At 55.2% G+C, this 19,450-nt stretch carries 17 protein-coding genes and 5 tRNA genes; 15 read left to right on the top strand and 7 right to left on the bottom strand.

The features are described from left to right. Nucleotides 1-248 precede the first annotated feature (248 nt). Entirely contained in the window at nucleotides 249-1,256 is a 1,008-nt protein-coding gene (locus E1J53_RS00620) for a type IX secretion system membrane protein PorP/SprF (RefSeq protein ID WP_134270046.1), read from the top strand. A 210-nt stretch (nucleotides 1,257-1,466) separates the two neighbouring features. Here E1J53_RS00620 and E1J53_RS00625 read toward each other — a convergent pair whose 3' ends face one another. Continuing rightward, nucleotides 1,467-2,276 (bottom strand): NAD(P)-dependent oxidoreductase, encoded by an 810-nt coding sequence (locus E1J53_RS00625; RefSeq protein ID WP_134270047.1) that lies wholly within the window; start codon nucleotides 2,274-2,276, stop codon nucleotides 1,467-1,469. 394 nt (nucleotides 2,277-2,670) lie between these two features. Here E1J53_RS00625 and E1J53_RS00630 point away from each other — a divergent pair, with 394 nt between their 5' ends. The 6 genes from E1J53_RS00630 to E1J53_RS00655 all read left to right on the top strand — a co-directional run bounded on the left by E1J53_RS00630 (nucleotide 2,671) and on the right by E1J53_RS00655 (nucleotide 8,506). Then, nucleotides 2,671-3,651 (top strand): M23 family metallopeptidase, encoded by a 981-nt coding sequence (locus tag E1J53_RS00630; protein ID WP_134270048.1) that lies wholly within the window; start codon nucleotides 2,671-2,673, stop codon nucleotides 3,649-3,651. A gap of 152 nt (nucleotides 3,652-3,803) precedes the next feature. After that, nucleotides 3,804-4,322 (top strand): hypothetical protein, encoded by a 519-nt coding sequence (locus tag E1J53_RS00635; protein ID WP_134270049.1) that lies wholly within the window; start codon nucleotides 3,804-3,806, stop codon nucleotides 4,320-4,322. 404 nt (nucleotides 4,323-4,726) lie between these two features. Then, complete coding sequence (gene rpsF / locus E1J53_RS00640) at nucleotides 4,727-5,197, top strand: 30S ribosomal protein S6 (protein WP_134270050.1); 471 nt, start codon at nucleotides 4,727-4,729, stop codon at nucleotides 5,195-5,197. Between the two features lie 29 nt (nucleotides 5,198-5,226). After that, the gene (rpsR, locus tag E1J53_RS00645) at nucleotides 5,227-5,496 is read left to right on the top strand and encodes a 30S ribosomal protein S18 (protein WP_368671722.1); all 270 of its coding nucleotides are present in this window, start codon (nucleotides 5,227-5,229) and stop codon (nucleotides 5,494-5,496) included. A 134-nt stretch (nucleotides 5,497-5,630) separates the two neighbouring features. Then, a complete protein-coding gene (gene rplI, locus E1J53_RS00650; protein WP_134270052.1) occupies nucleotides 5,631-6,077 on the top strand; it encodes a 50S ribosomal protein L9 in 447 nt (148 codons plus the stop codon). 119 nt (nucleotides 6,078-6,196) lie between these two features. Then, a complete protein-coding gene (locus E1J53_RS00655; protein WP_134270053.1) occupies nucleotides 6,197-8,506 on the top strand; it encodes a beta-N-acetylhexosaminidase in 2,310 nt (769 codons plus the stop codon). A gap of 33 nt (nucleotides 8,507-8,539) precedes the next feature. Here the strand turns inward: E1J53_RS00655 and E1J53_RS00660 are convergent, their stop codons facing one another. Beyond that, entirely contained in the window at nucleotides 8,540-9,790 is a 1,251-nt protein-coding gene (locus E1J53_RS00660; RefSeq protein WP_134270054.1) for an ABC transporter permease, read from the bottom strand. Between the two features lie 227 nt (nucleotides 9,791-10,017). Between E1J53_RS00660 and queA the strand changes: the two genes are divergently transcribed. Both queA and E1J53_RS00670 read left to right on the top strand, forming a co-directional pair. After that, complete coding sequence (gene queA, locus E1J53_RS00665; protein WP_134270055.1) at nucleotides 10,018-11,082, top strand: tRNA preQ1(34) S-adenosylmethionine ribosyltransferase-isomerase QueA; 1,065 nt, start codon at nucleotides 10,018-10,020, stop codon at nucleotides 11,080-11,082. Between the two features lie 203 nt (nucleotides 11,083-11,285). Continuing rightward, the gene (locus tag E1J53_RS00670; protein ID WP_154640109.1) at nucleotides 11,286-11,456 is read left to right on the top strand and encodes a hypothetical protein; all 171 of its coding nucleotides are present in this window, start codon (nucleotides 11,286-11,288) and stop codon (nucleotides 11,454-11,456) included. Between the two features lie 161 nt (nucleotides 11,457-11,617). Here E1J53_RS00670 and E1J53_RS00675 read toward each other — a convergent pair. From E1J53_RS00675 to E1J53_RS00695, 5 genes are all read right to left on the bottom strand, one after another. Beyond that, nucleotides 11,618-11,692 (bottom strand) — tRNA-Gln (locus E1J53_RS00675). Between the two features lie 37 nt (nucleotides 11,693-11,729). Next, nucleotides 11,730-11,823, bottom strand: a tRNA-Ser gene (locus E1J53_RS00680). Nucleotides 11,824-11,890: 67 nt separating this feature from the next. After that, nucleotides 11,891-11,961: transfer RNA gene (locus E1J53_RS00685), tRNA-Gly, on the bottom strand. Then, nucleotides 11,962-12,035: transfer RNA gene (locus E1J53_RS00690), tRNA-Phe, on the bottom strand. Between the two features lie 2 nt (nucleotides 12,036-12,037). Continuing rightward, nucleotides 12,038-12,111 (bottom strand) — tRNA-Leu (locus tag E1J53_RS00695). A gap of 678 nt (nucleotides 12,112-12,789) precedes the next feature. On the opposite strand from E1J53_RS00695, the gene E1J53_RS00700 reads away from it, so the two are divergent. The 6 genes from E1J53_RS00700 (at nucleotide 12,790) to E1J53_RS00725 (ending at nucleotide 18,916) form a co-directional block, all read left to right on the top strand. Then, nucleotides 12,790-13,008 carry a hypothetical protein gene (locus tag E1J53_RS00700; RefSeq protein WP_134270056.1) on the top strand — a complete coding sequence of 73 codons (219 nt, stop codon included), beginning with the start codon at nucleotides 12,790-12,792 and terminating at the stop codon, nucleotides 13,006-13,008. 346 nt (nucleotides 13,009-13,354) lie between these two features. Continuing rightward, a complete protein-coding gene (locus E1J53_RS00705; protein ID WP_134270057.1) occupies nucleotides 13,355-14,107 on the top strand; it encodes a hypothetical protein in 753 nt (250 codons plus the stop codon). A gap of 246 nt (nucleotides 14,108-14,353) precedes the next feature. Next, nucleotides 14,354-14,956: a gliding motility protein GldL gene (locus E1J53_RS00710; RefSeq protein WP_134270058.1), complete on the top strand. Its 603-nt coding sequence runs from the start codon at nucleotides 14,354-14,356 to the stop codon at nucleotides 14,954-14,956. Nucleotides 14,957-15,062: 106 nt separating this feature from the next. Further along, nucleotides 15,063-16,709, top strand: coding sequence for a GldM family protein (locus tag E1J53_RS00715; RefSeq protein ID WP_134270059.1), 1,647 nt, complete (start codon nucleotides 15,063-15,065; stop codon nucleotides 16,707-16,709). Nucleotides 16,710-16,884: 175 nt separating this feature from the next. Further along, on the top strand, nucleotides 16,885-17,787 hold the full coding sequence (gene gldN / locus E1J53_RS00720) for a gliding motility protein GldN (RefSeq protein ID WP_134270060.1): 903 nt from the start codon (nucleotides 16,885-16,887) through the stop codon (nucleotides 17,785-17,787). A 655-nt stretch (nucleotides 17,788-18,442) separates the two neighbouring features. Then, nucleotides 18,443-18,916, top strand: coding sequence for an OsmC family protein (locus tag E1J53_RS00725; RefSeq protein ID WP_134270061.1), 474 nt, complete (start codon nucleotides 18,443-18,445; stop codon nucleotides 18,914-18,916). Nucleotides 18,917-19,450: the final 534 nt, after the last annotated feature.

The raw sequence follows: 19,450 nt of genomic DNA on the forward strand, positions 1-19,450 counted from the left end.
TGTTTGGTAAACGGGTTTTTGCCCCGAATCGTTGGGGGCTGTCGGGGGCACGACGCGAAGATCGCACTTTAACGCATGGGGTTTGGAAAGCGGGGTGCCGCACCCTAGCTTTAGGGCCGCACCAGCGCTTACTAACGTTAATCCGGCGGGAGGTAGATGTAAACATTTCCCCTTTTTTACGTTAGTATTCCGGAGTGGGGCCTTGTCCGCCCGCCCGATGTGCCAGTGCCTTTAGTTATCCCCAAACGATGCGCCAAACCTTTACCATACTTGCCCTCCTGTTTTTGCTGCCTTCCCTTGGGGCACAGGATCCGGTCTTTTCTCAATTCTACGCCGCTCCCCTACGGCTCAATCCGGCCTTTGCCGGGGTCAGCCCCGCTCCGCGGATAAGTCTGAACTACCGGGCGCAGCATACCACCTTTCCGAGTGCGTTTACCACCATCGCGGCTTCCTACGAACAGCCCATTGAGAATACGCCGTCGAGTTTCGGCCTGCGGGTGATGAACGACAGTCAGCTGGAGGGCAGCTACACGACCACGGAAGTCGCCCTGGTGTACAGCTACGACGTACAGGTGAGCCGGGAATTTCACGCCCGCTTCGGGATGGCGGCCGGCATCCTTTCTACGGCCCTGGACCAGAATCGACTCATCTTCGGAGACGTACTCGATCCACTCGACGGCGCCACGGGCATTACCGAAGAGCAATTGGTTTCGGCCTCGAAAACCTCCGCCGATTTCGGAATCGGGGTGCTGATGTACGCCAAGAATTTATATGGCGGAATCAGCATCGAGCACCTGAACCGCCCCGATGAACAACTCATCGACCTCAACGATAACCTCTACGCCGGACGTCCCCAGCGCTTCAGCATCCACGGCGGAGCCCAGCTCAACGTCAAACGCTACAGCAATCGCCGGCGCCCGGCCTACGTCACCCCCAACTTTCTGTACACCTCCCAGGCGAGTTTTCAGCAGCTAAACCTGGGGGCCTACTTCGGCTACGGGCCCTTTGCCCTGGGCGGGTGGTACCGTCATGCCTTCGCCAACGCCGACGGGTTCATCGGCAGCGTCAGCTTCCGCCAGGATATTTTGCGGATTGGGATCAGCTACGACGCCGTGGTGTCGGACCTGCGGAACGTACCCGGTGGCCTGGGCCCCACCCTCGAAGCCAGTATCCAGATTGACCTCGGACAAAGCCGGGAACTTCAGCGCAAGAAATTTGCCAGTAGGTATAATGATTGCTTCGGCATGTTTCGGTAGCGGTTGTTGGTCTTTTGGTTCGTTAGTAATTTAGTTCGTTAGTCTTTTGGTTCGTTAGTCTTTTGGTTCGTTAGTAATTTAGTTCGTTAGTCTTTTGGTTCGTTAGTATTTTAGTTTGGTGTTTCATCATTCCCTTAACTTCTAACAGACTAACAGACTAACAGACCAACAGACTAACAGACCAACAGACCAACAGACCAACAGACCAATCTATTCCACAAAAAGGTCCTTCAGCGGTTCCGTGCCGGGGGTAACGCTGTAGTGGCTAAAGTCCGTCATGCCAGCTTCCCGGAGGATATCTTCATCGATGCAGAACTGCCCGCTGCGGTCGCTGGTGAGGATTTCGTAGGCGGCATCCGCGACGATGTCCGGGGTGCGGGACATTTTGATCATTTCTTCCCCGCCCAGAACGTTACGCACGGCGGCCGTGGCGATGGTGGTCTGGGGCCAGAGGGCATTGACCTTGATGTTGAAACGCTCCTGTTCTTCAGCCAGACCGAGCACGGTCATGCTCATCCCGTATTTGCTCATGGAGTAGGCAAGGTGGTTTTCGAACCATTCCGGTTTGAGGTTCAGCGGAGGACTCATCGTCAGGATGTGTCCGCCTCCGGCGGCCCGCAGGTAGGGTATCGCCAATTTAGAGACCATGAAAGTGCCCCGGACGTTGATGCCGAACATGAGGTCAAAGCGCTTCATGGTCGTCATGGCCGTTGGGGTCAGGCTGATGGCACTGGCGTTGTTAATCACGTAATCAATGGATCCGAAGTGGTTAGCCCCCTGTTCCAGCGCGGCGGCTACCTGCTCTTCTTCGAGCACGTTCATCACGATCGGAAGAGCTTGTCCTCCCCCCATGGCGCCGATCTCCTCAGCGGCCGTGAAGATGGTGCCCTCCAGCTTGGGGTGCGGCTCAGTGGTTTTTCCCGTAACGATGATGTTGGCACCCGCCTTGGCCAGTCGCTTGCCGATGGCCAGGCCAATCCCCCGGCTGGCACCGGAAATGAAAACCGTTTTTCCCTGCATGATCAGTAATTTTCGGCAAGGTAGCGAATTTTCGCTAGGCGCCTCGGGTGCTAATCCTTTTGGTGCTTCAGTAGGCTTTTTCGCTATTTTTTGTGTTAAAAAAACGTATAAAAACCAAATTTAAACAAGCAATTTTTGTTAACTAATTTGTGAATTATTGACGATATTTAGCTTTTGAAACCAAATTGGTTAAATTGTTAATAACTTTTTCTATGCTTTTTTAGTAACCGATTGGGAAATAACCTACATTCGCGCACAACGAAATCCAATGGCGATAGGTTTATTGGTTTCATGGGATAAAACAGTCGTTAATCGTTTTGAGTGCCTTGCATACCAACAGTAATTTATCTTCAGCCTTCAATGCGACTGTTATTTTAGGTTTAAGACAACGTCTATGAGACGAGAGAAATTTATCTTTAATCAACAGACGCTTCAGTACGATCGCGTTGTTGAGCCTTTGCGCTACACCATTCTGAGAATCTTCGGCTTCTTCTGCGCAGCCTCCGTTACCGCGGTGGTCATGCTGCTTTTGGTGCACCGCTATTTCCCCAGTCCGAGTGAGCGGATGCTGATGCAGGAGAACGACGTTCTTCGTGCAGAAATCGCGTCCATTCAGGGAGAGTTCTCCGAGCTTTCTGCGGTGCTGGGCAACCTCCAGGAACGTGATGCCGCCGCCCACCGCATGGTGTTCGGCATGGACCCCATTGACCAGGACGTCTGGCAGGGTGGTCGTGGTGGTCACGACGCCTACGAAGACTTACGGTCGCTTCCCCGCAGCGGTGACTACATGGCCCAGCTCCGGGAAAACGTGGATCGCCTGAAGCACCAGATGGACCTCCAGAGTCGTTCGCTGGACTCCATCACCATGATGGCCGAGCAAAAGGAAGACATGCTGGCCTCCATTCCCAGCATCAAGCCCATCCGCAGCGACCGCTTCAACCGCAAGATCGAAAACCTGTCTGGCTTCGGTTACCGGATTCACCCGGTATATAAGGTGAAGAAGATGCACTACGGCATTGACTTCAACTGCGCCCGGGGCACGCCCATCCAGGCGTCCGGTAAGGGCAAGGTGAAGTGGGCGGGCGTCCGCGGTCACCTGGGCAAATGCGTAATCATTGACCACGGATACGGCTTCGAAAGCATCTACGCCCACATGAGCGAGGTCCTGGTCAAAAAAGGCGAAGAGGTAGAACGTGGTGCCACCATCGGAAAGGTGGGCAGCACGGGACTCTCCACGGGTAGCCACCTGCACTACGAAATTCATAAGGACGGCGTGAAGGTCGATCCCATTCAGTACTGCTACGACGGTTTGAGCACCGAAGAGTACGCCGAATTGGTGGCCGCCTCCAAGCAATCTAACCAGTCCTTCGACTAAACCAGGAGCGGACCGACCCCTCGGCTCCACCAACTAAACTGAATACCCAAAGCGGGAAGTGCCTTGCGCTTCCCGCTTTGTATTTTGTGCCGGGGCACCACTCGGCCGGCCCCGTGCTTATCCTCAACTTTAGCATTCGAACCCTTTACGACATGGATTTTCGGGCACAACTTCTCAGCGAACACTCCCGGGCGAACGCAGACCTGCTGCTCGACCATCTGGAAAGGCACCCGGAAGACCTCACTGCTTTCATGGAGCATTTTTTTGGACGGGAAGTGGTGGAGGCCCAGCGGGCCGCCATGGTGGTGGGGGACCTGGGGCGGCGGCATCCGGACCGGCTGATTCCCTTTCACCTGCGGTTGATTGAGGCGGCGGGACAGCCCGTCCATCCGGCCATCCGCCGGAACGTACTGCGGTACTTTTCAGAAATCCCCCTGGCACTCATCGCCGAAGAACCACAGGGCCACCTGCTGGACCTGGCCTTTCGGGTCACGGCCAGTCCGGCCGACGCGGTGGCCATGCGCGTGTTCGCCATGCAGATTGTGGCCAATTTTTGCACCCTTTACCCGGAGTTGAAGGACGAGCTCCGGGGCGTCATCGAAAACCAGATCGCCGAGGGGGCCAGTGCCGGCTTCCTCAGCCGGGGACGGAAGATTCTGGCGAAATTGTAATCTATCCTATTAATAAGGATGGTTTTTTGGGCGCAAGCGCAGGTGCCGGGGTTTAGGATGAAGGATTAAGGATTTAGGATGAAGGATCTAAGATGTAATTGGGGCATCTTCCTGGTAAGGACACAAGATCTTTCGTCCCCATTCCAAATTTCGCCTAAATCCTAAATCCTTGAGCCTAAATCCTAATATTCATGGCACCTGCGCGCCGTCGCATGCTTAAAACAATCGAAGCGCCCGACGAGCGAACGGAACTCGGGCCCGTAACTCTGGCCCGAAAGGTGGGTGGCGCAAAAAAGTCTTCCTCGTTTGCCAAAAAGTCGTATCTTTGCACCCGCTTTGGCCCAAGCTGTTGGCGCCAGGGTGATTAACATTCTTTTCTAACCATATCAGTACGACTGATCCATATGAGAAATTACGAGACTACTTTCATCGTAGATCCGGTGCTGTCGACCGAAGACATCAAGTCGACGGCTCAGGCGTACGTAGACAACCTCCAAAAGGAGGGTTGTGAGATCGTCTTCGTGGATGAGATGGGCCTGCGCACGCTGGCTTACGACATCAACAAGCGCAGCAACGGCGTCTACTACTGCATTGAGTACACCGCCCCCAACGGAGCTTTCCTTAACAACTTCGAGCTTGGCATGCGCCGGGACGAACGCATCCTGCGTTTCCTGACCGTAGCACTGGACAAGTACGGCGTTCAGTACAACGCGGACAAGCGTGCCGGCAAGATCGGCAAAGCCAAGCGTAAGAAGCAGGAGAAACCAGCCAAGAACGAGCCCGCCGCCCACGGCGTGAGCCGCAAGAAGGCTGACGCCCCGAGCCTGTCCGGCGTTCCCTCCGGCGACGCTGAATCCTTCAAGGAGGAAGAATAATCCACATCCACTAACTAAGAAAGACTGCAATCATGGCAAGTCGCGACGATATCAAGTTCCTTTCCAATCCCAAGATTGGTGGACGCAAAAAAAAGTACTGCCGTTTCAAGCGCTACGGCATCAAGTACATCGATTACAAGGATCCTGACTTCCTGCTCACCTTCGTGAACGAACAGGGTAAGATCCTTCCCCGCCGAATCACCGGCAACAGCCTCAAGTACCAGCGTAAGATCAGCACCGCCATCAAGCGGGCCCGCCACCTGGCCATGCTGCCCTACGTAACGGACTTGCTCAAGTAAATAATGACTGAAGGACGGAAGGAATGAAGGATTGAATCATTCACTCCTCCAATCATTCTGTCCTTCAATCCCTTTTATCTAACCACCACCTACATGGGGCACCGCCCCGAAAGGGTGGGACAACATAATTTACCATGAAAGTAATTATGCTGAAAGATGTCGACAAAGTCGGCGACAAGCACGAAGTGCTGGACGTAAAAGACGGCTTCGGTCGTAACTACCTGCTTCCCCGTGGACTGGCCATCATCGCCAACAAGTCTAACCTCGGCCGTCTCAACGAGATGATCCGTCGGGAGGAAGCTCAGGAGCAGAAGCGTCTGGACGTCTACAAAGAAATGGCCGCTCAACTTCAGGGCAAGACCCTTAAGGTGGGTGCCAAGGCCGGTACCAGCGGTCGGATTTTCGGATCCATCACTCAACTGAGCGTAAAGAATGCCCTTCAGGAGCAGTTCGGCGTCGAGGTGGAGCGCAAGAAGATCATCCTTCCCGAAGAGGCCAAGGAGATCGGCAGCTACACCCTGACCCTGCGTCTGCACCCCGAAGTTGTTCAGGAAATGGACATGGAAGTAGTGCAGGAGTAATTCCCCAGGCACCATTTTCCAATCAGCGCGGCACGAAGAGGACTTCGTGCCGCGCTTTCTTTTTGTGCCGGTTATCACGGGATGCGGAAGATTAATCGCGCTAGGGCTACTTTTATCGCATGCTGCGATTTCTTTTACCCCTCTTTTTTCTTCCTCTGTTGGCCTGTACCGATGAACCCGATCCCGTGATCGGTGAAGCGCTGATCATCCCGCGTCCGGCGGAGCTGGTCGAGGGAACCGGAGCCTTTGTTTTTACCCCAGGGATGACCATTTCGGTGGAAGAGGAAGCCCAGGAGAAATTACTGCAACCCTTCCTGGCGAACTTTGCGGACCGGATGGGGTGGAGCCCCGCGGTAACGACGGACACTGGGGGGAACATTACCCTGGCCACCGACCCTGCGCTAGGGGAGGAGGCCTATAATTTATCCGTTACGCCCGCGCAAATTCGCATCACGGCGGCCACCGGGGCGGGTTTCTTTTATGCCCTGCAGAGTATCCGGCAAATGATGCCCCCGGAGTTCTTTGCGGAGGAAGGCGTTATGACATCCCCGGTAGGTATCCCCTCCGTGGAGATCAGGGACGCTCCCGCCTTCGGCTGGCGCGGCTACATGCTGGACGTATCCCGGCACTTCTTTAGCGTAGGGCAGGTGAAGGAAGTGCTGGACATGATGGCGGCCAACAAGTTCAACCGCTTCCACTGGCACCTGACGGACGACCAGGGGTGGAGAATTGAAATCAAGGGGTATCCCAATCTGACCGAAGTAGGCGCGTGGCGGGCGGACCGCCTCAATACGGACGAACGCTACTCCGACTGGTGGGGCCGGGCCCCACAGGGAGCAGACGAGCCCGCCACCTACGGCGGGTACTACACTCAGGAGGAAATACGGGAAATCGTGGCTTACGCCGCGGACCGCTTCATCGAGGTGGTGCCGGAAATTGATATGCCGGGTCACGCCCAGGCGGCGGTGGCAGCCTATCCCGAAATCGGCGCGGTAAAGGCGTTGCCCACGGTGGCAACGGGAGGGGTCTTTCGCTACAACACGATCAATCCGGGAAAGGAAGAAACCTATGACTTTGCCCGGGTGGTGCTCAATGAGGTGATGGACCTCTTTCCCTTTCCCTACCTCCACATCGGGGGAGACGAATGCAACAAGGAGCAGTGGGAAATTGATCCGGATGCGCAGCGAAAGATGCGGGAGGAGAGCCTGCAAAGCGAGGAAGAACTGCAGAGTTACTTCATCCAGCGGATGGAAGAAATCATTAATGCCCGCGGCCGGACCATGATCGGATGGGACGAAATCCTGGAGGGAGGACTGGCCCCCAACGCCACGGTAATGTCGTGGCGGGGCGAGGAAGGCGGCCTGACGGCCGCCCGGGCCGGCCACGAGGTCATCATGACGCCAAGTAAGTTCTGCTACCTGGACCTGAAGCAGGGGCACGACGACCTTGAGCCCAATCTCGGATACTCCCGGCTCCTGTTGTCGACGGCCTACAATTATGACGTAATCCCACAGGAGCTGTCGGAGGAAGAAGCCCGGTTGATCAAGGGAATCCAGGCGAATATGTGGACGGAGTCTATCAGTGACTGGAGTAAATTCACCTACATGAATTACCCCCGGGTCTTTGCGGTGGCCGAAAATGCCTGGACCAGTAGTGCGCGCCAGGACTGGGATGATTTCATTGGCCGCGTTTTGTACGCCTTCCGGAAATTGGATGCCCGGCAGGTACGGTACGCCGAAAGCGCCTTCAGTCCCTGGATGCATCACCGCAGGCTGGGCGACAAGATTGAGATTCGCCTGGAAACGGAAGCCACCGGCCTGGACGTGAGGTACACCCTGGACGGCACCGCACCCGACACCAGTGCCCTGAAGTATTCCGGCCCCTTCACGATTGGGGCGGGTGAGCTCGTCACGGCCCAGGCGTTCCTCGACGGCGAACCCATCGGGTATCCCGTTTCGCTCGACTTGCCCATTCACGCCGGAATGGACGCGAAGGTTACGGACCGGAGCGGTCAGGCATTACCCAAATTATCCAATCTCCAGTACGCCAAACTGACACCAGTGGACACCAACTGGCATAAGTTCTCCGGCAACGAACTGGCCCTGACGATGACGTTCCCGGAACCCCGGTCGGCCAGTTCACTGAGGTTCTCCACCCTCCGCTATACGATTTCGGGTATTTATCCTCCGGGAAGCATCACGGTTTATGGCGACCGGGGAGACGGGGAGTTCGTGGAGTTGGCCAGTCTGGAGGAGCCGGAAAAGGCTACCCAACAGGGCAGAAATAAAGTTGCTCATCAGTTAAGCTTTCCCGCGACGACCCTGCGTGCCATCAGAGTCGAGATGGCGGCCTTCGGGGCCATTCCGGAAGGCCACCACCGGGCGGGTGCCCGGGCAAGAATTTACCTGGACGAACTCATCGTGGAATAGCCACCTTTAACCAGCAACCAGGTAAACCAGTATCTAGCTCCGCATGGCTTCCACCGGGTCCATCCGGGCCGCGAGGCCCGCGGGGACCGAACCGGCCGCGATACCGACCAGCGCGGAGAGCACTACCCCGACCATGGCATAGAACGGACTCAGGGTGATGGCGAAGGCGTCAAAGGCCGTATTGATGATGGCCGTAATGCCTACGACGAGGAGCAGCCCCATGACACCGCCGATGACGCAGAGGATCACGGACTCGGTCAGGAATTCCAGCAGGATCACGAACTGTCGTGCTCCCAGGGCTTTCTTGACCCCAATGAGGCTGGTGCGCTCCTTGACGCTTACGAACATGATGTTGGCTACACTGATGGCTCCGACGATGATGGAGAAACCACCGATGATGAAGCCGATCATGTTGAGCACTCCGAAAAAGGCGCCGAGGGCATCGGCGGTCATGCTGAGCTCATTCAGGGCGAAGTTGTCTTCTTCCCGCGGGCGTAGCCGGCGATTGTTGCGGAGGATGCCCCGGATATCGTCCTGAAGGCGTCCCATTTCCACGCCTTCCCGTGCCTTTACGGCTACCGTACCTCCGAAGCGGTTTCGGTTTTTCAGGTTGATGAAGCGAGCGGCGTTGTTGTAGGTAACGAGGATGGCGTCGTCGAAGTCCAGTGGGTTGATCAGGTCATCGCCGGCGGGTTCGAGCACGCCAATGACTTCGTACTTTCTCCCCTGCATCTTAATGGTCTTTCCCACCGGGTTAACGGCGCTGAATAATTCCGTGGCGATGGCGTTGCCGAGCAGAATTTTATCCACCCCGTTGGAGTATTCCGACGAACTCCAGTAGCGTCCCTGTCCGATTTCAATGTTGAACAGTCGGTCGAGCTCGTAGGTGGTAACGAACAGGAAACCTCCTTCTACACTTTGGCTTTGCCATTTGAGGGTGCGGGTTCCCGGCACCGTCCAGTAGCCCACCAGGCCGGCGGTAGGCATATTTTTCTTCAGGGCTTCGTAGTCGTCGTAGTCCGGGAAGGGGCGTTGGAAGATCTCCCACCAGTCGTTACTATTGTCCTTCCAGGGCCATTTGTCCACGTAGACTACATCGTCTCCCAATTTGGCCAGGCTTCCGGAAACGTTATCCTCCAGCGACTGGACGGCAGAAAGCACGCCGATGATGCAGAAAATGCCGATCGAAATGCCGAGTAGCGACAGGAAAGTCCGCAGCTTGTTGCCAGTCAGCTGTGCCCAGGCCTGACGGACACTTTCGGAAAGAACTTTGAGGAATAACATATGGGTGGATTGAAGGCCCTAAAATTATGAAAAAGGTTGGCCGGGAATCTTTACAATAGACTAAGCGCAACGATTGTTGGACGAATACCCCCTTTTCCTCGCCGGAGTAAGAACTTTCCGTCCACTAGCCACATTACATCTAGGTGGTTGTTTCTACGAAATGTTGAAAAGCCCCTATCTTTGCACGCTGTTTGAGCCCAAGCGGCCAAAAAAACTAACCTACGGGAATGAGGACAAAGCTGTCGCAATTCAAGTTTGAACTTAACGAAAAACTAATCGCCAAGACCCCCAGCAAAAGGCGAGATGATAGCCGCCTGATGGTGGTGCATCGAGACAGCGGGGAGATTGAGCACAAGCAGTTCACGGATCTGCTGGATTACTACGAAGAGGGCGACAGCCTGGTCTTCAACAACACCAAGGTATTCCCCGCGCGGCTCTACGGCCTTAAGGAGAAAACCCAGGCCAGGATCGAGGTTTTCCTGCTCCGGGAACTCAACTCCCAGGCCCGCCTCTGGGACGTTCTGGTCGATCCCGCCCGGAAAATCCGGGTAGGCAACAAACTATACTTCAACGATAAGCGGGGCAACACCCGTTTGGTCGCTGAAGTGGTGGACAATACTACCAGTCGTGGACGTACCATCCGCTTCCTCTTCGAAGGCCCTAACGACGAATTCCTTAAGGAACTGCACGGCCTCGGTAATACGCCCCTGCCTAAGATGCTGGAGCGGGAAGCTGATTCCCGGGATGCCGAGCGCTACCAAACCGTTTTTGCCAAGGAGATCGGGGCCGTGGCGGCTCCCGCCGCCGGGCTCCACTTCAGCCGCGAAACCCTCATGCGGATGGAGCTCAAGGGCGTTAAAAAAGCAGAAATAACGCTCCACCTCGGACTGGGTACCTTCCGGGACATTGAAGTGGAGGACCTCTCCAAGCACAAGATGGACGCTGAGTACTTTCGCGTGGAGCGGGAGGCCTGCGAAATTGTGAACGCGACCAAAAAAGACGGTGGAAAGGTTTGTGCCATCGGCACGACCGCCGTCCGGGCCACGGAAAACAGCGTTAGCGCCGAACGTTTGCTGGCGGCCAACGAAGGCTGGACGAACAAATTCATCTTCCCGCCCTTCGATTTTCACATCGCCGACCATCTGCTGACGAATTTCCACCTGCCGAAGTCCAGCCTCTTCATCACGACCTGTGCCTTCGGCGGCATCGATCTGATCCTGGAGGCCTACGAGCAGGCACAGAAAGAAAAGTACCGCTTCTTTGCCTACGGAGACGCCATGCTGATCCTGTAAACGGCCCGGAAAACAACTGGAAAAGCCCCCGTCTGACGCCCCGGACGGGGGCTTTTTTCTTGGGGGCAATAGGCCCGAAAAAGAGGCGAAAAACTTTAACTAAAATCGACCAAAAAAAGAGTCGAATTAATGGTGACTAAGCGGTGACCCGAGCGTTTTAGATGCAGTAATCGCGCCCGCGTTGGGCCGATGGATTAACAACAATGAAAACCAAAGTAGAAAAACGCAACCAGGCCCGTAAACAGGCCGAAGCCATCAAAGCAGCCCGCAAATCCGTTCGTCAGGCCAAAGGCCAGCAGGACAATAACTCTTCCGCAAAGAAGAAGGGCAAAAGCATGGTGCCGCAGAGCAAGTCGCGGTCCAAAGCCCGGTAGGGAACCCATCACCTGACCGGAAGAGCCTAATCGCCACACCGAAGCCATCGGCTTCCGCATAATACAGTACGCCTCGGGCGTCTTGGGATCAATTGCTTTTTTGGATTAGGCTTTAACATAGAGAGGCCCCGATGACCACCCGGTCATCGGGGCTTTTACGTTGGCAGCCCGGGAGGGAATCGAACCCCCATCTTCTGAGCCAAATTCAGAAATAATTGCCGTTATACGACCGGGCGGAAGGACGCTGGCCGGCACCGCCAACCAGCTGGTATGAGGAAGACAAGGGGATCGAACCCTCGCCACCCCGTTTCGGAGGGTGGACTGCCGTTCCAGGGCAGCGCGACAAACCAGCATTCGCCTATCTTCCGGGGGGAAGTCTGCACCAGATCGAAACGGATTTTTAATGCAGACCACCGTACGTTGAGACTAACTAGAGCGGATAGAAGGAATCGAACCTTCGTCTTCTGGGTGGAAGCCAGTGACTCTGCCATTGAGCTATACCCGCTGGTGTGGACAACTGGAATCGAACCAGTATCTCCGGGGGTTCAGGCCGGCGCTCTGCCATTGAGCTATGTCCGCTGTACCCCAGATAGGATTCGAACCTATACTGAACCGGTTCTGAGCCGGATGCCTCTGCCCGTTGGGCTACTGGGGTGGAAAGGAAAGGATTGAATGATCGAAGGATGGAAGGATTGAATGAATGGCGGAAGGCGTATTCCAGAATTCTCTTCCTTCAATAATTCAATCCTTCCTCCCTTCGGTCATTGAGGGGAGGGCGAGGGGCCGCAGGTGCAACGCGCTTCACCAGGAAGCCAGGCACCTGCGCGGCGCGCCCAAATCTGATGCCGTAAAAGAAGGTTCGGACGAAAGAGGAGCGAGTTCCGGCGGGGCCGGAAAACCGACAGGGATCGAACCTGCTACCATTTGATTATGGGTCAAATGCTCTACCAAATGAGCTACGAAGTAACCCGCGTCCGTGAGTACCGAACCGATCTTGGAGCCCGCCCGGGGCTCCGATCCGTTGATGGGAGCTTACCGTTGGGCGACGTGGCCGGAAAACTGGGTCGTAAGCCCCCTCCCGATCCGTTGTTGAAGTGATTGTCGCATGGTAAAAAGTGGTTTGGTGGGTAAGTCCCGGTTTTAGGTGTTTGTCCCGCAGGACGGGGGGATAATGGGCCCATCGGTACGAATAGTTGCACCCGCGCCAAAAAAATGAGAAAAATCAACTTTGGCGCTGACCTAACGCAATGTGATCGGCCGCACATAAGGACATCTTTGTCCTGCAATCAACCACAACTAACCGCGCCTCCGGCGCTACCAAAATATTACCCTCATGCGCTTCTTCGCCATTGGAATCGACGGACTCTTCATTCGCTTCATCCTCATGATGGCCTGCGTCATCATCGGAGGCTTCATCGGTCAGTTCTGGATCGCCGGCTTCGCCCTGCCCATCTTCCTGAGCGCCATGCTTGGCGTCGGCTTCGGGCGGGAAAAGAAAAATGAGGTTAAGACCATGAAAACGCCGGGTGCCAGCACCCGCAAGGCTGCCTAGCCCTCAAGAATATTTGATTGAATAAGCTTGCCTTTAGAGCCCGGTGGATTTGGTCCGCCGGGCTTTTTTTGGCGGAGGGGTAAGGCTAGGACTAAGGGTAGACTTCTGGAAAAGGCTTGCTCCGCAAGCCGGTCGTGGAGGTGGAGGCTGAGACTAAGGATGGAGTAACTCATCCGCCCAGGCGCGAGGCACGAGCTGACTGGCCGGCCGAGCGGAAACGGCGTCACCAGAGTCGTTCATAAACGTATAAAAACGTAAGTAAACGTTTATTTGACGACTAATTCCGTCTTGGCCCAGGAGTTTTGGTGATCGATCAACCAAGTCATTCACCAAAAACCGATGTACCATGACTACCCAGACCCTACTGGACCTGCTGCACGCCCTGCGGGCCAACGTTAATCCACTCACGGGGGAACCCGTTGGTGAAGAAAGCCGCCTGCGCGAGCCCGACGTGCGGGCGAGCCTCAACCGCCTCATCCGGGCGGTCAACGAAAAACGCCAGGAAACGGTGGAGATTCCGGAGCAGATGATCACCGATGCCTGTCGCGATTTGCGGGAGCTGGGCTACGCGCCCAGTGTCGGCCAACTGGCAAAAGTGTTTATTGGCAGTCGGTCCATCGTGGACCGAAGGCTCAAGGGAATCCCCGCCTACAACCGTTTCCGTGGGGTATACACCCGAAAAATGATTCACGAATTTTTGTTGGCCTATCACCGGCAGTTTCCGGATCGCCTGCCGGAATACCCCCCGAAGGGACGGGCCACCGTGCATCAGCCCTGGAAAGCGGTCACTTTTTTCGAAGAAGAGACCTTTAATAATCTCGAGGAAGCCAAGGCTACGGAGCTTTACCGGGCCGTTCGGGACCTGGGCCTGCGCCGCCCGGCAGACCGTTTACCCGAGTATATCGTCCGTGCCCGGGTGAATTACCCCCGTTCCTTCGAGCCCTGGACCAGGGAGGAACAGGCACTGCTCGTCGAGGCCATGTGCTATACTAACGATCAGGATAAGCTGGCCGACATTTTCGGGCGGACGCCCACCTCCGTCATCCTGGCCGGACAGCAGCTGATCTACGACAGTGAGCAGGCCCACCGGGCGGCCTGACCAAAGGATGTTTGGGGCAGAGGGCCGGAAAGCTTTACAACTGACTATTTTTTGAATAAGTTGGCGAATTGCGTTATTTTCGCAGCCGCAAAACAATAAGCCGGGCTTAACTACGGTTAAGACGGCGTTAACGTGGTTTTTTACCACTGAGCACACAATCATTTTTCCAAAAGTGGGGAAGACCCGGATGATCCTTTCGGATCACTTAACTTTCATCATCTACCCCCAAATTTTACTTTCGTACAAATGGCAATTACGAAATCGCCCACATTCAAGTATGCTAAGAACTTCATCATCGGCGTTGGTGCCGCGGTGGTAATGCTTGGCGCCCTCTGGAAAATTCAATCATGGGAGATGCCAGAACTCTTTGGCATCAAATTCGACCTCCTCACCATCGGCCTCGGCGTAGAAGCCTTCCTGTTCTTCCTGATCGGTATCCTCGGTCCCGAGCCCGATTACTACTGGGACAAACTCTACCCCGGCCTGAGCAAGTACGACGCTGACGTGCAGCCACTGTCTTCCGGTGGTGTTGGTGCCGCTCCCGCTCAGCTCAACGGCGAAGTGGTGGAAGCCCAGCTCGGTGGCATGCTCACCGAACTGCAAAACATGTCCAAGAGCATGAGTAGCCTGAAGGCCCTGCAGGAAGCGGACTTCTCCGGTACCGGAGAGCAGATCCGCCAGATGGGTAACTTCTACGCTAAGCTCAACGAAGCCATGGCTGACCTGGCCGCTACCTCCGAAGAGACCAAGGCCTACAAGGAGAACATGCAGTCGCTGAACGGCAACCTCAATACCCTGAATACGGTATACGGCAACATGATCAGCGCCATGCGCGGTCCTAACGCCTAAGTAGCCCAATTCTCAGCGTACTTAATATTTCTCTAAAATTACTCCGTGGCGGAGTGCAGCGTCTTCGTGATGCCCCTCCGCCACGGTAGTCTTAAATAAAATCAATATGTCAATCCCAAAGGAACCCCGGCAGTTGATGATCAACATCATGTATCTGGTGTTGATGGCACTGCTGGCCCTGAACGTTTCCGCGGAGGTGATGAATGCTTTCCAAACCCTTGACGAGGGTAACCAGGCCAGCATCAACACGGTGGAGGAACAGCTTGGCTCCACGGTTGAAGGCCTGGAAGCTCTGCTGGACGACGATTCAAAAGCTGAATTTCGCCCCATTCTCCCCGCCATCGAAGCGATCCAGTCCGAAACCGCTAATTTCAATAGCTACGTCAATCAACTGCGTGGTACCATCATCGACGCTGCGGGTAATAACGACGGTGAACTTAATGAAGAAGACTACAAAGAAGATCACGGAGTTCGTACCGTTCGTGGTAAGAAAAACAAGGACGTCACTACCCGCATTCTGGTGCTGGGAGAAGACGGCGTTGGAGGTGAACCTGGAGAAGGAGAAGCCCTCAAAGCTAAGATCGTAGAGACGCGTGATCGCCTGATCGAAATTTATACAAATCTGCTGAACGAATACGGTGAAAAACCCTTCGGCCTGAAGCCAGATGAGATTCAGGAGCGTATCAATTCGGTCGCTAATAACATGCCCTTCAGCGTTGACGATGAGGCCTGGAAGGAAGCAGACCGCGAAAGCTGGTCCGACTACAAGTTCGGTCACATGCCCGTCGCGGCAGTCCTTCCCCTGATGTCTCAAATGCAGTCCGACCTTAAGGTATCAGAAGCTAACCTCATCAACGATATGGCCAGCCTCGCTGGTGGTCGTACGGTTAAGTTTGACGCATTCTTCCCGGTATTTGAAGCTGATCGCAGCTACGTTATCGGTGGAGAAAGCCTGAACGCAAAGGTTTCCGTAGGTAGCTACAGCTCCAGCCTCGACCCCGCCAACGTAGACCTTCGGGTGAACGGCCAGCGACTCACGGTTGGTGCAGACGGTAAGGCAGACTTTTCTACGGTCGCTCGTGGTCAGGGACCTCAGACGCTCAACCTTAGCGTAGCGGTGACCAATCCGCTGACCGGTGAGGTGACCGAAGGTGAAAGTAAGTTCACCTACGAAGTAGGCCAGCGCTCCGTAGCCGTGTCCGCCGACAAGATGAACGTATTCTACATCGGCGTAGACAACCCACTGACGGTTTCTGCCGCGGGTGTTCCCTCCGGTGACGTACGCGTACGTTTCGGCGAAAACATTACGGGTAGAGGTTCTGGCAGTAAGTACACCGTCCAGGGACAACGCCAGGGCGAAACTACCGTAACCGTAACCGCCAACGGACAGACGCTGGGTTCTTTCCCCTTCCGCGTGAAGCGTATTCCCGATCCAATCCCCATGCTGGGTAACTCCAAGGGTGGTCAAATCCGGAGTAACGTGTTTAAGTCACAAACCGGTCTGTACGCCTTCCTGGATAACTTCGATTTCGAAGCCAAGTGTAACATCGCCGGATACGATCTGGTGTACGTGCCTAAGCGTGAAGACGCGGTGCTGAGCCAGAACCCCGGAGGTAACTTCAATACGAAGTCTAAGAACCTCGTCAATCGCGCCAAGCCGGGTGACATTTTCTACGCCCAGAACATCCGGGCGAAGTGCCCCGGTGATGCGGCTACCCGCCCCATCGGCACGATGGTCTTCAACATCCAATAACGTTAAGTCCGACAGTGAATTTGCGTAATCCGAATTCCTGACGGATTTTTGCGGGCCTTCGGCGGAAATTTCTTCCCCGAAGGCCCGTTATTTTTTCTGCTTGTTACACTATGCCCGCTATCCATCGCGTTCGTATCTCGTTACAAGTCATTTTCCCTTAATCATTCTTTACCCCATGAAGGCAGCTTTCAAACTGATCCTCCTGCTTCTCCTCGGTGCTTCCACGACCCTGGTCGCCCAGCGCCCCGGTAATCCGAATACCAATCCCGATAGCAACTTCGAACTCCCCGGTGCTGGCCAGACGGACAATCCCACCACGGATTTCCCCGCTCCGGTGAACGATATCGTGGAAAAAAGAACGAAGATGGAGCGCCGTATCCTTCCCTACGAAGACGTACGGGAAGCTGACGTCATGTGGCAAAAGCGCATTTGGCGCGTACTCGACGTTCGGGAAAAAATTAACCTGCCCTTCGCCAACCCCCAGCGCCCCCTGATCACCATCCTGATGGAGGCTGCCGAGCGCGGAGACATTGAGCTCTACGGAACCCTCGACGATAAGTTTACGACCCCGCTGACCGAGGACGAGCGTAAAGGCCTGGCCGGTGGTATCGACACCGTACCCGTCGTGAACCCCGAAACCTACGAGGTAACCTACGAACTGGTGGCCCGGGAACTCAACCCCGACGACATCCGCCGCTACCGCCTGCAGGAAATCTGGTTCTTCGATAAGGAAAGCAGTACCATGAAGGTCCGCATCCTGGGCATTGCCCCCCTGAAGGACGAATTTGACGAGAACGGTAACTTCCTCTACGAGCTGCCCATGTTCTGGGTGTACTACCCCGCAGCCCGGCAGATGCTGGCTAACGAAGAGGCCTACGCCTTCGGTAACGACGCCGCGAACCGTAGTTGGGAAGACGTCTTCGAGAGCCGGTACTTCAACAGCTACATCTTCAAGGAAAGCAACGTACTGGATCGTCGGATCGGTGGTTACCTGACCAATGGCCGCGAACGACTCCTGGAAGCCGAGCGCATCAAGCAGGAAATCTTTAACTACGAACAGGATCTCTGGAGCTACTAAGTCCGGAGAATACCTCAAATTGTCCAAAGTGGCCATGGGAACCCTCCCATGGCCACTTTGTGGTTTACGGATAAGAAGTCCGGAACGGGAACGGCCTGCTCCGCAGGCCGGTCGATGGAGAAGAAGTCTGGAAAGGGCTTGCTCCGCAAGCCGATCGTAAAGGGCCGAGAACAAGGCTTAGGCTAAGGAGAGGGCTAAGCGCAACGGAGCCAGTGGGGACCCCAAAACCGGTCGAGGCGTTCCACACCGAGTCATTCCCAAAGCCGAACAACTTTCCGAAAAAGGCTTGCCCCCGCCCTATGGACGAATGGTCGGGTAAGCGCAGGCCGGTCGTAAGGGGCCGAGAACAAGGCTTAGGCAAAGGAGAAGGCTAAGCGTAACGGAGCCAGTGGGGACCCCCAAACCGGTCGAGGCGTTCCACGCCGAGTCATTCCCAAAACCGAACAACTTTCCGAAAAAGGCTTGCTCCGCAAGCCAGTCGTCCGTAAGGCCGGGGCTAGTGACGATAGAAGCGAGCTCCCTTGAAATATCCTCAGCCCATAGTTTGCTTAATCCGTAGGCCGTTTTTGGTCTCGTGTCCCAACGGCGTCGTGCTTGGAAAAGATTTCCTGCGGGATAATTACCACCTTCCCCGGGGCGGACCTATCTTCCATTCATGGAAAGAGCACACCATTACAGCGTCAGGAACGAATGGACCGGAAATCGTGGGTCCGGTACCCTCGACTATCGGGCTTACTCGCGGGACCACCTAATTTCGGTGGCGGGGAAGTCTCAAATTATCGAAGGCTCTTCCGACCCCAAGTTTCGGGGGGATGCCGGGCGCTATAACCCGGAAGAACTCTTTATCAGTTCCATCTCCGCCTGCCACATGCTGTGGTACCTGCACCTGGCGGCCGTCAACGGCGTTACGGTTATGGAATACGTCGACGAGGCGGAAGGGGTCATGCAGGAGGCCAGTGACGGGGCCGGGGAGTTTTCCTCGGTGGTCTTACGCCCGAAGATTGTCATCGCCGAATCCGATAAGGTGGACATCGCTCACGATCTGCACCACGAAGCGGGGAAGAAGTGCTTCATCGCCAATTCCCTCAAGTTTGATATTTCCTACGCCCCAAAAATTAGCGTTGGCTAAACAGAAAGAGAAATGGCGGGGCTACCTCCCGTACGTCATGGGTACTAATGGCACATCCTTTTGGATGTAAACTGTATGTAAAGTCCGGAGTTGGCTGGGGGAAGGCAAAAAAAAAGAGGCAACGCCGTTGCCTCCCAATAACCCCAAAAAACCAAATGAAAACTAAAGTTTTGCTAAGCGTGCGGTATTAAGTATCGCCCGTTTGCATCACCAAGGTATAATTTATTTTTTTACCGACAAGGGTTGACTGTTAATTTTTTTAAGACTTTCCCGAAAAAGTCCGAAAATAGGCATAATTCTCTTGCGAAAATTCGCTGTTTGCTTTGGGTCGGGACCCTCCCAGACGCAGTCCGATTCACCCGACGGACGTCAAAATACGAGCCGAAACCTTTTTTGTCCGATGTTCGTTACCTTTGCATCATGACGAAGAATCAGCGAATTATTGGCGGTATAATTATTACGAGCGCGATGCGTCCGTAGGGTTGCCGCTGTTATTCACCAGTCAAAAGCTCCCACGGACACTTCCGTGGGAGC

This window comes from Lewinella sp. W8, from assembly GCF_004375085.3.
Taxonomy (GTDB): domain Bacteria; phylum Bacteroidota; class Bacteroidia; order Chitinophagales; family Saprospiraceae; genus Neolewinella.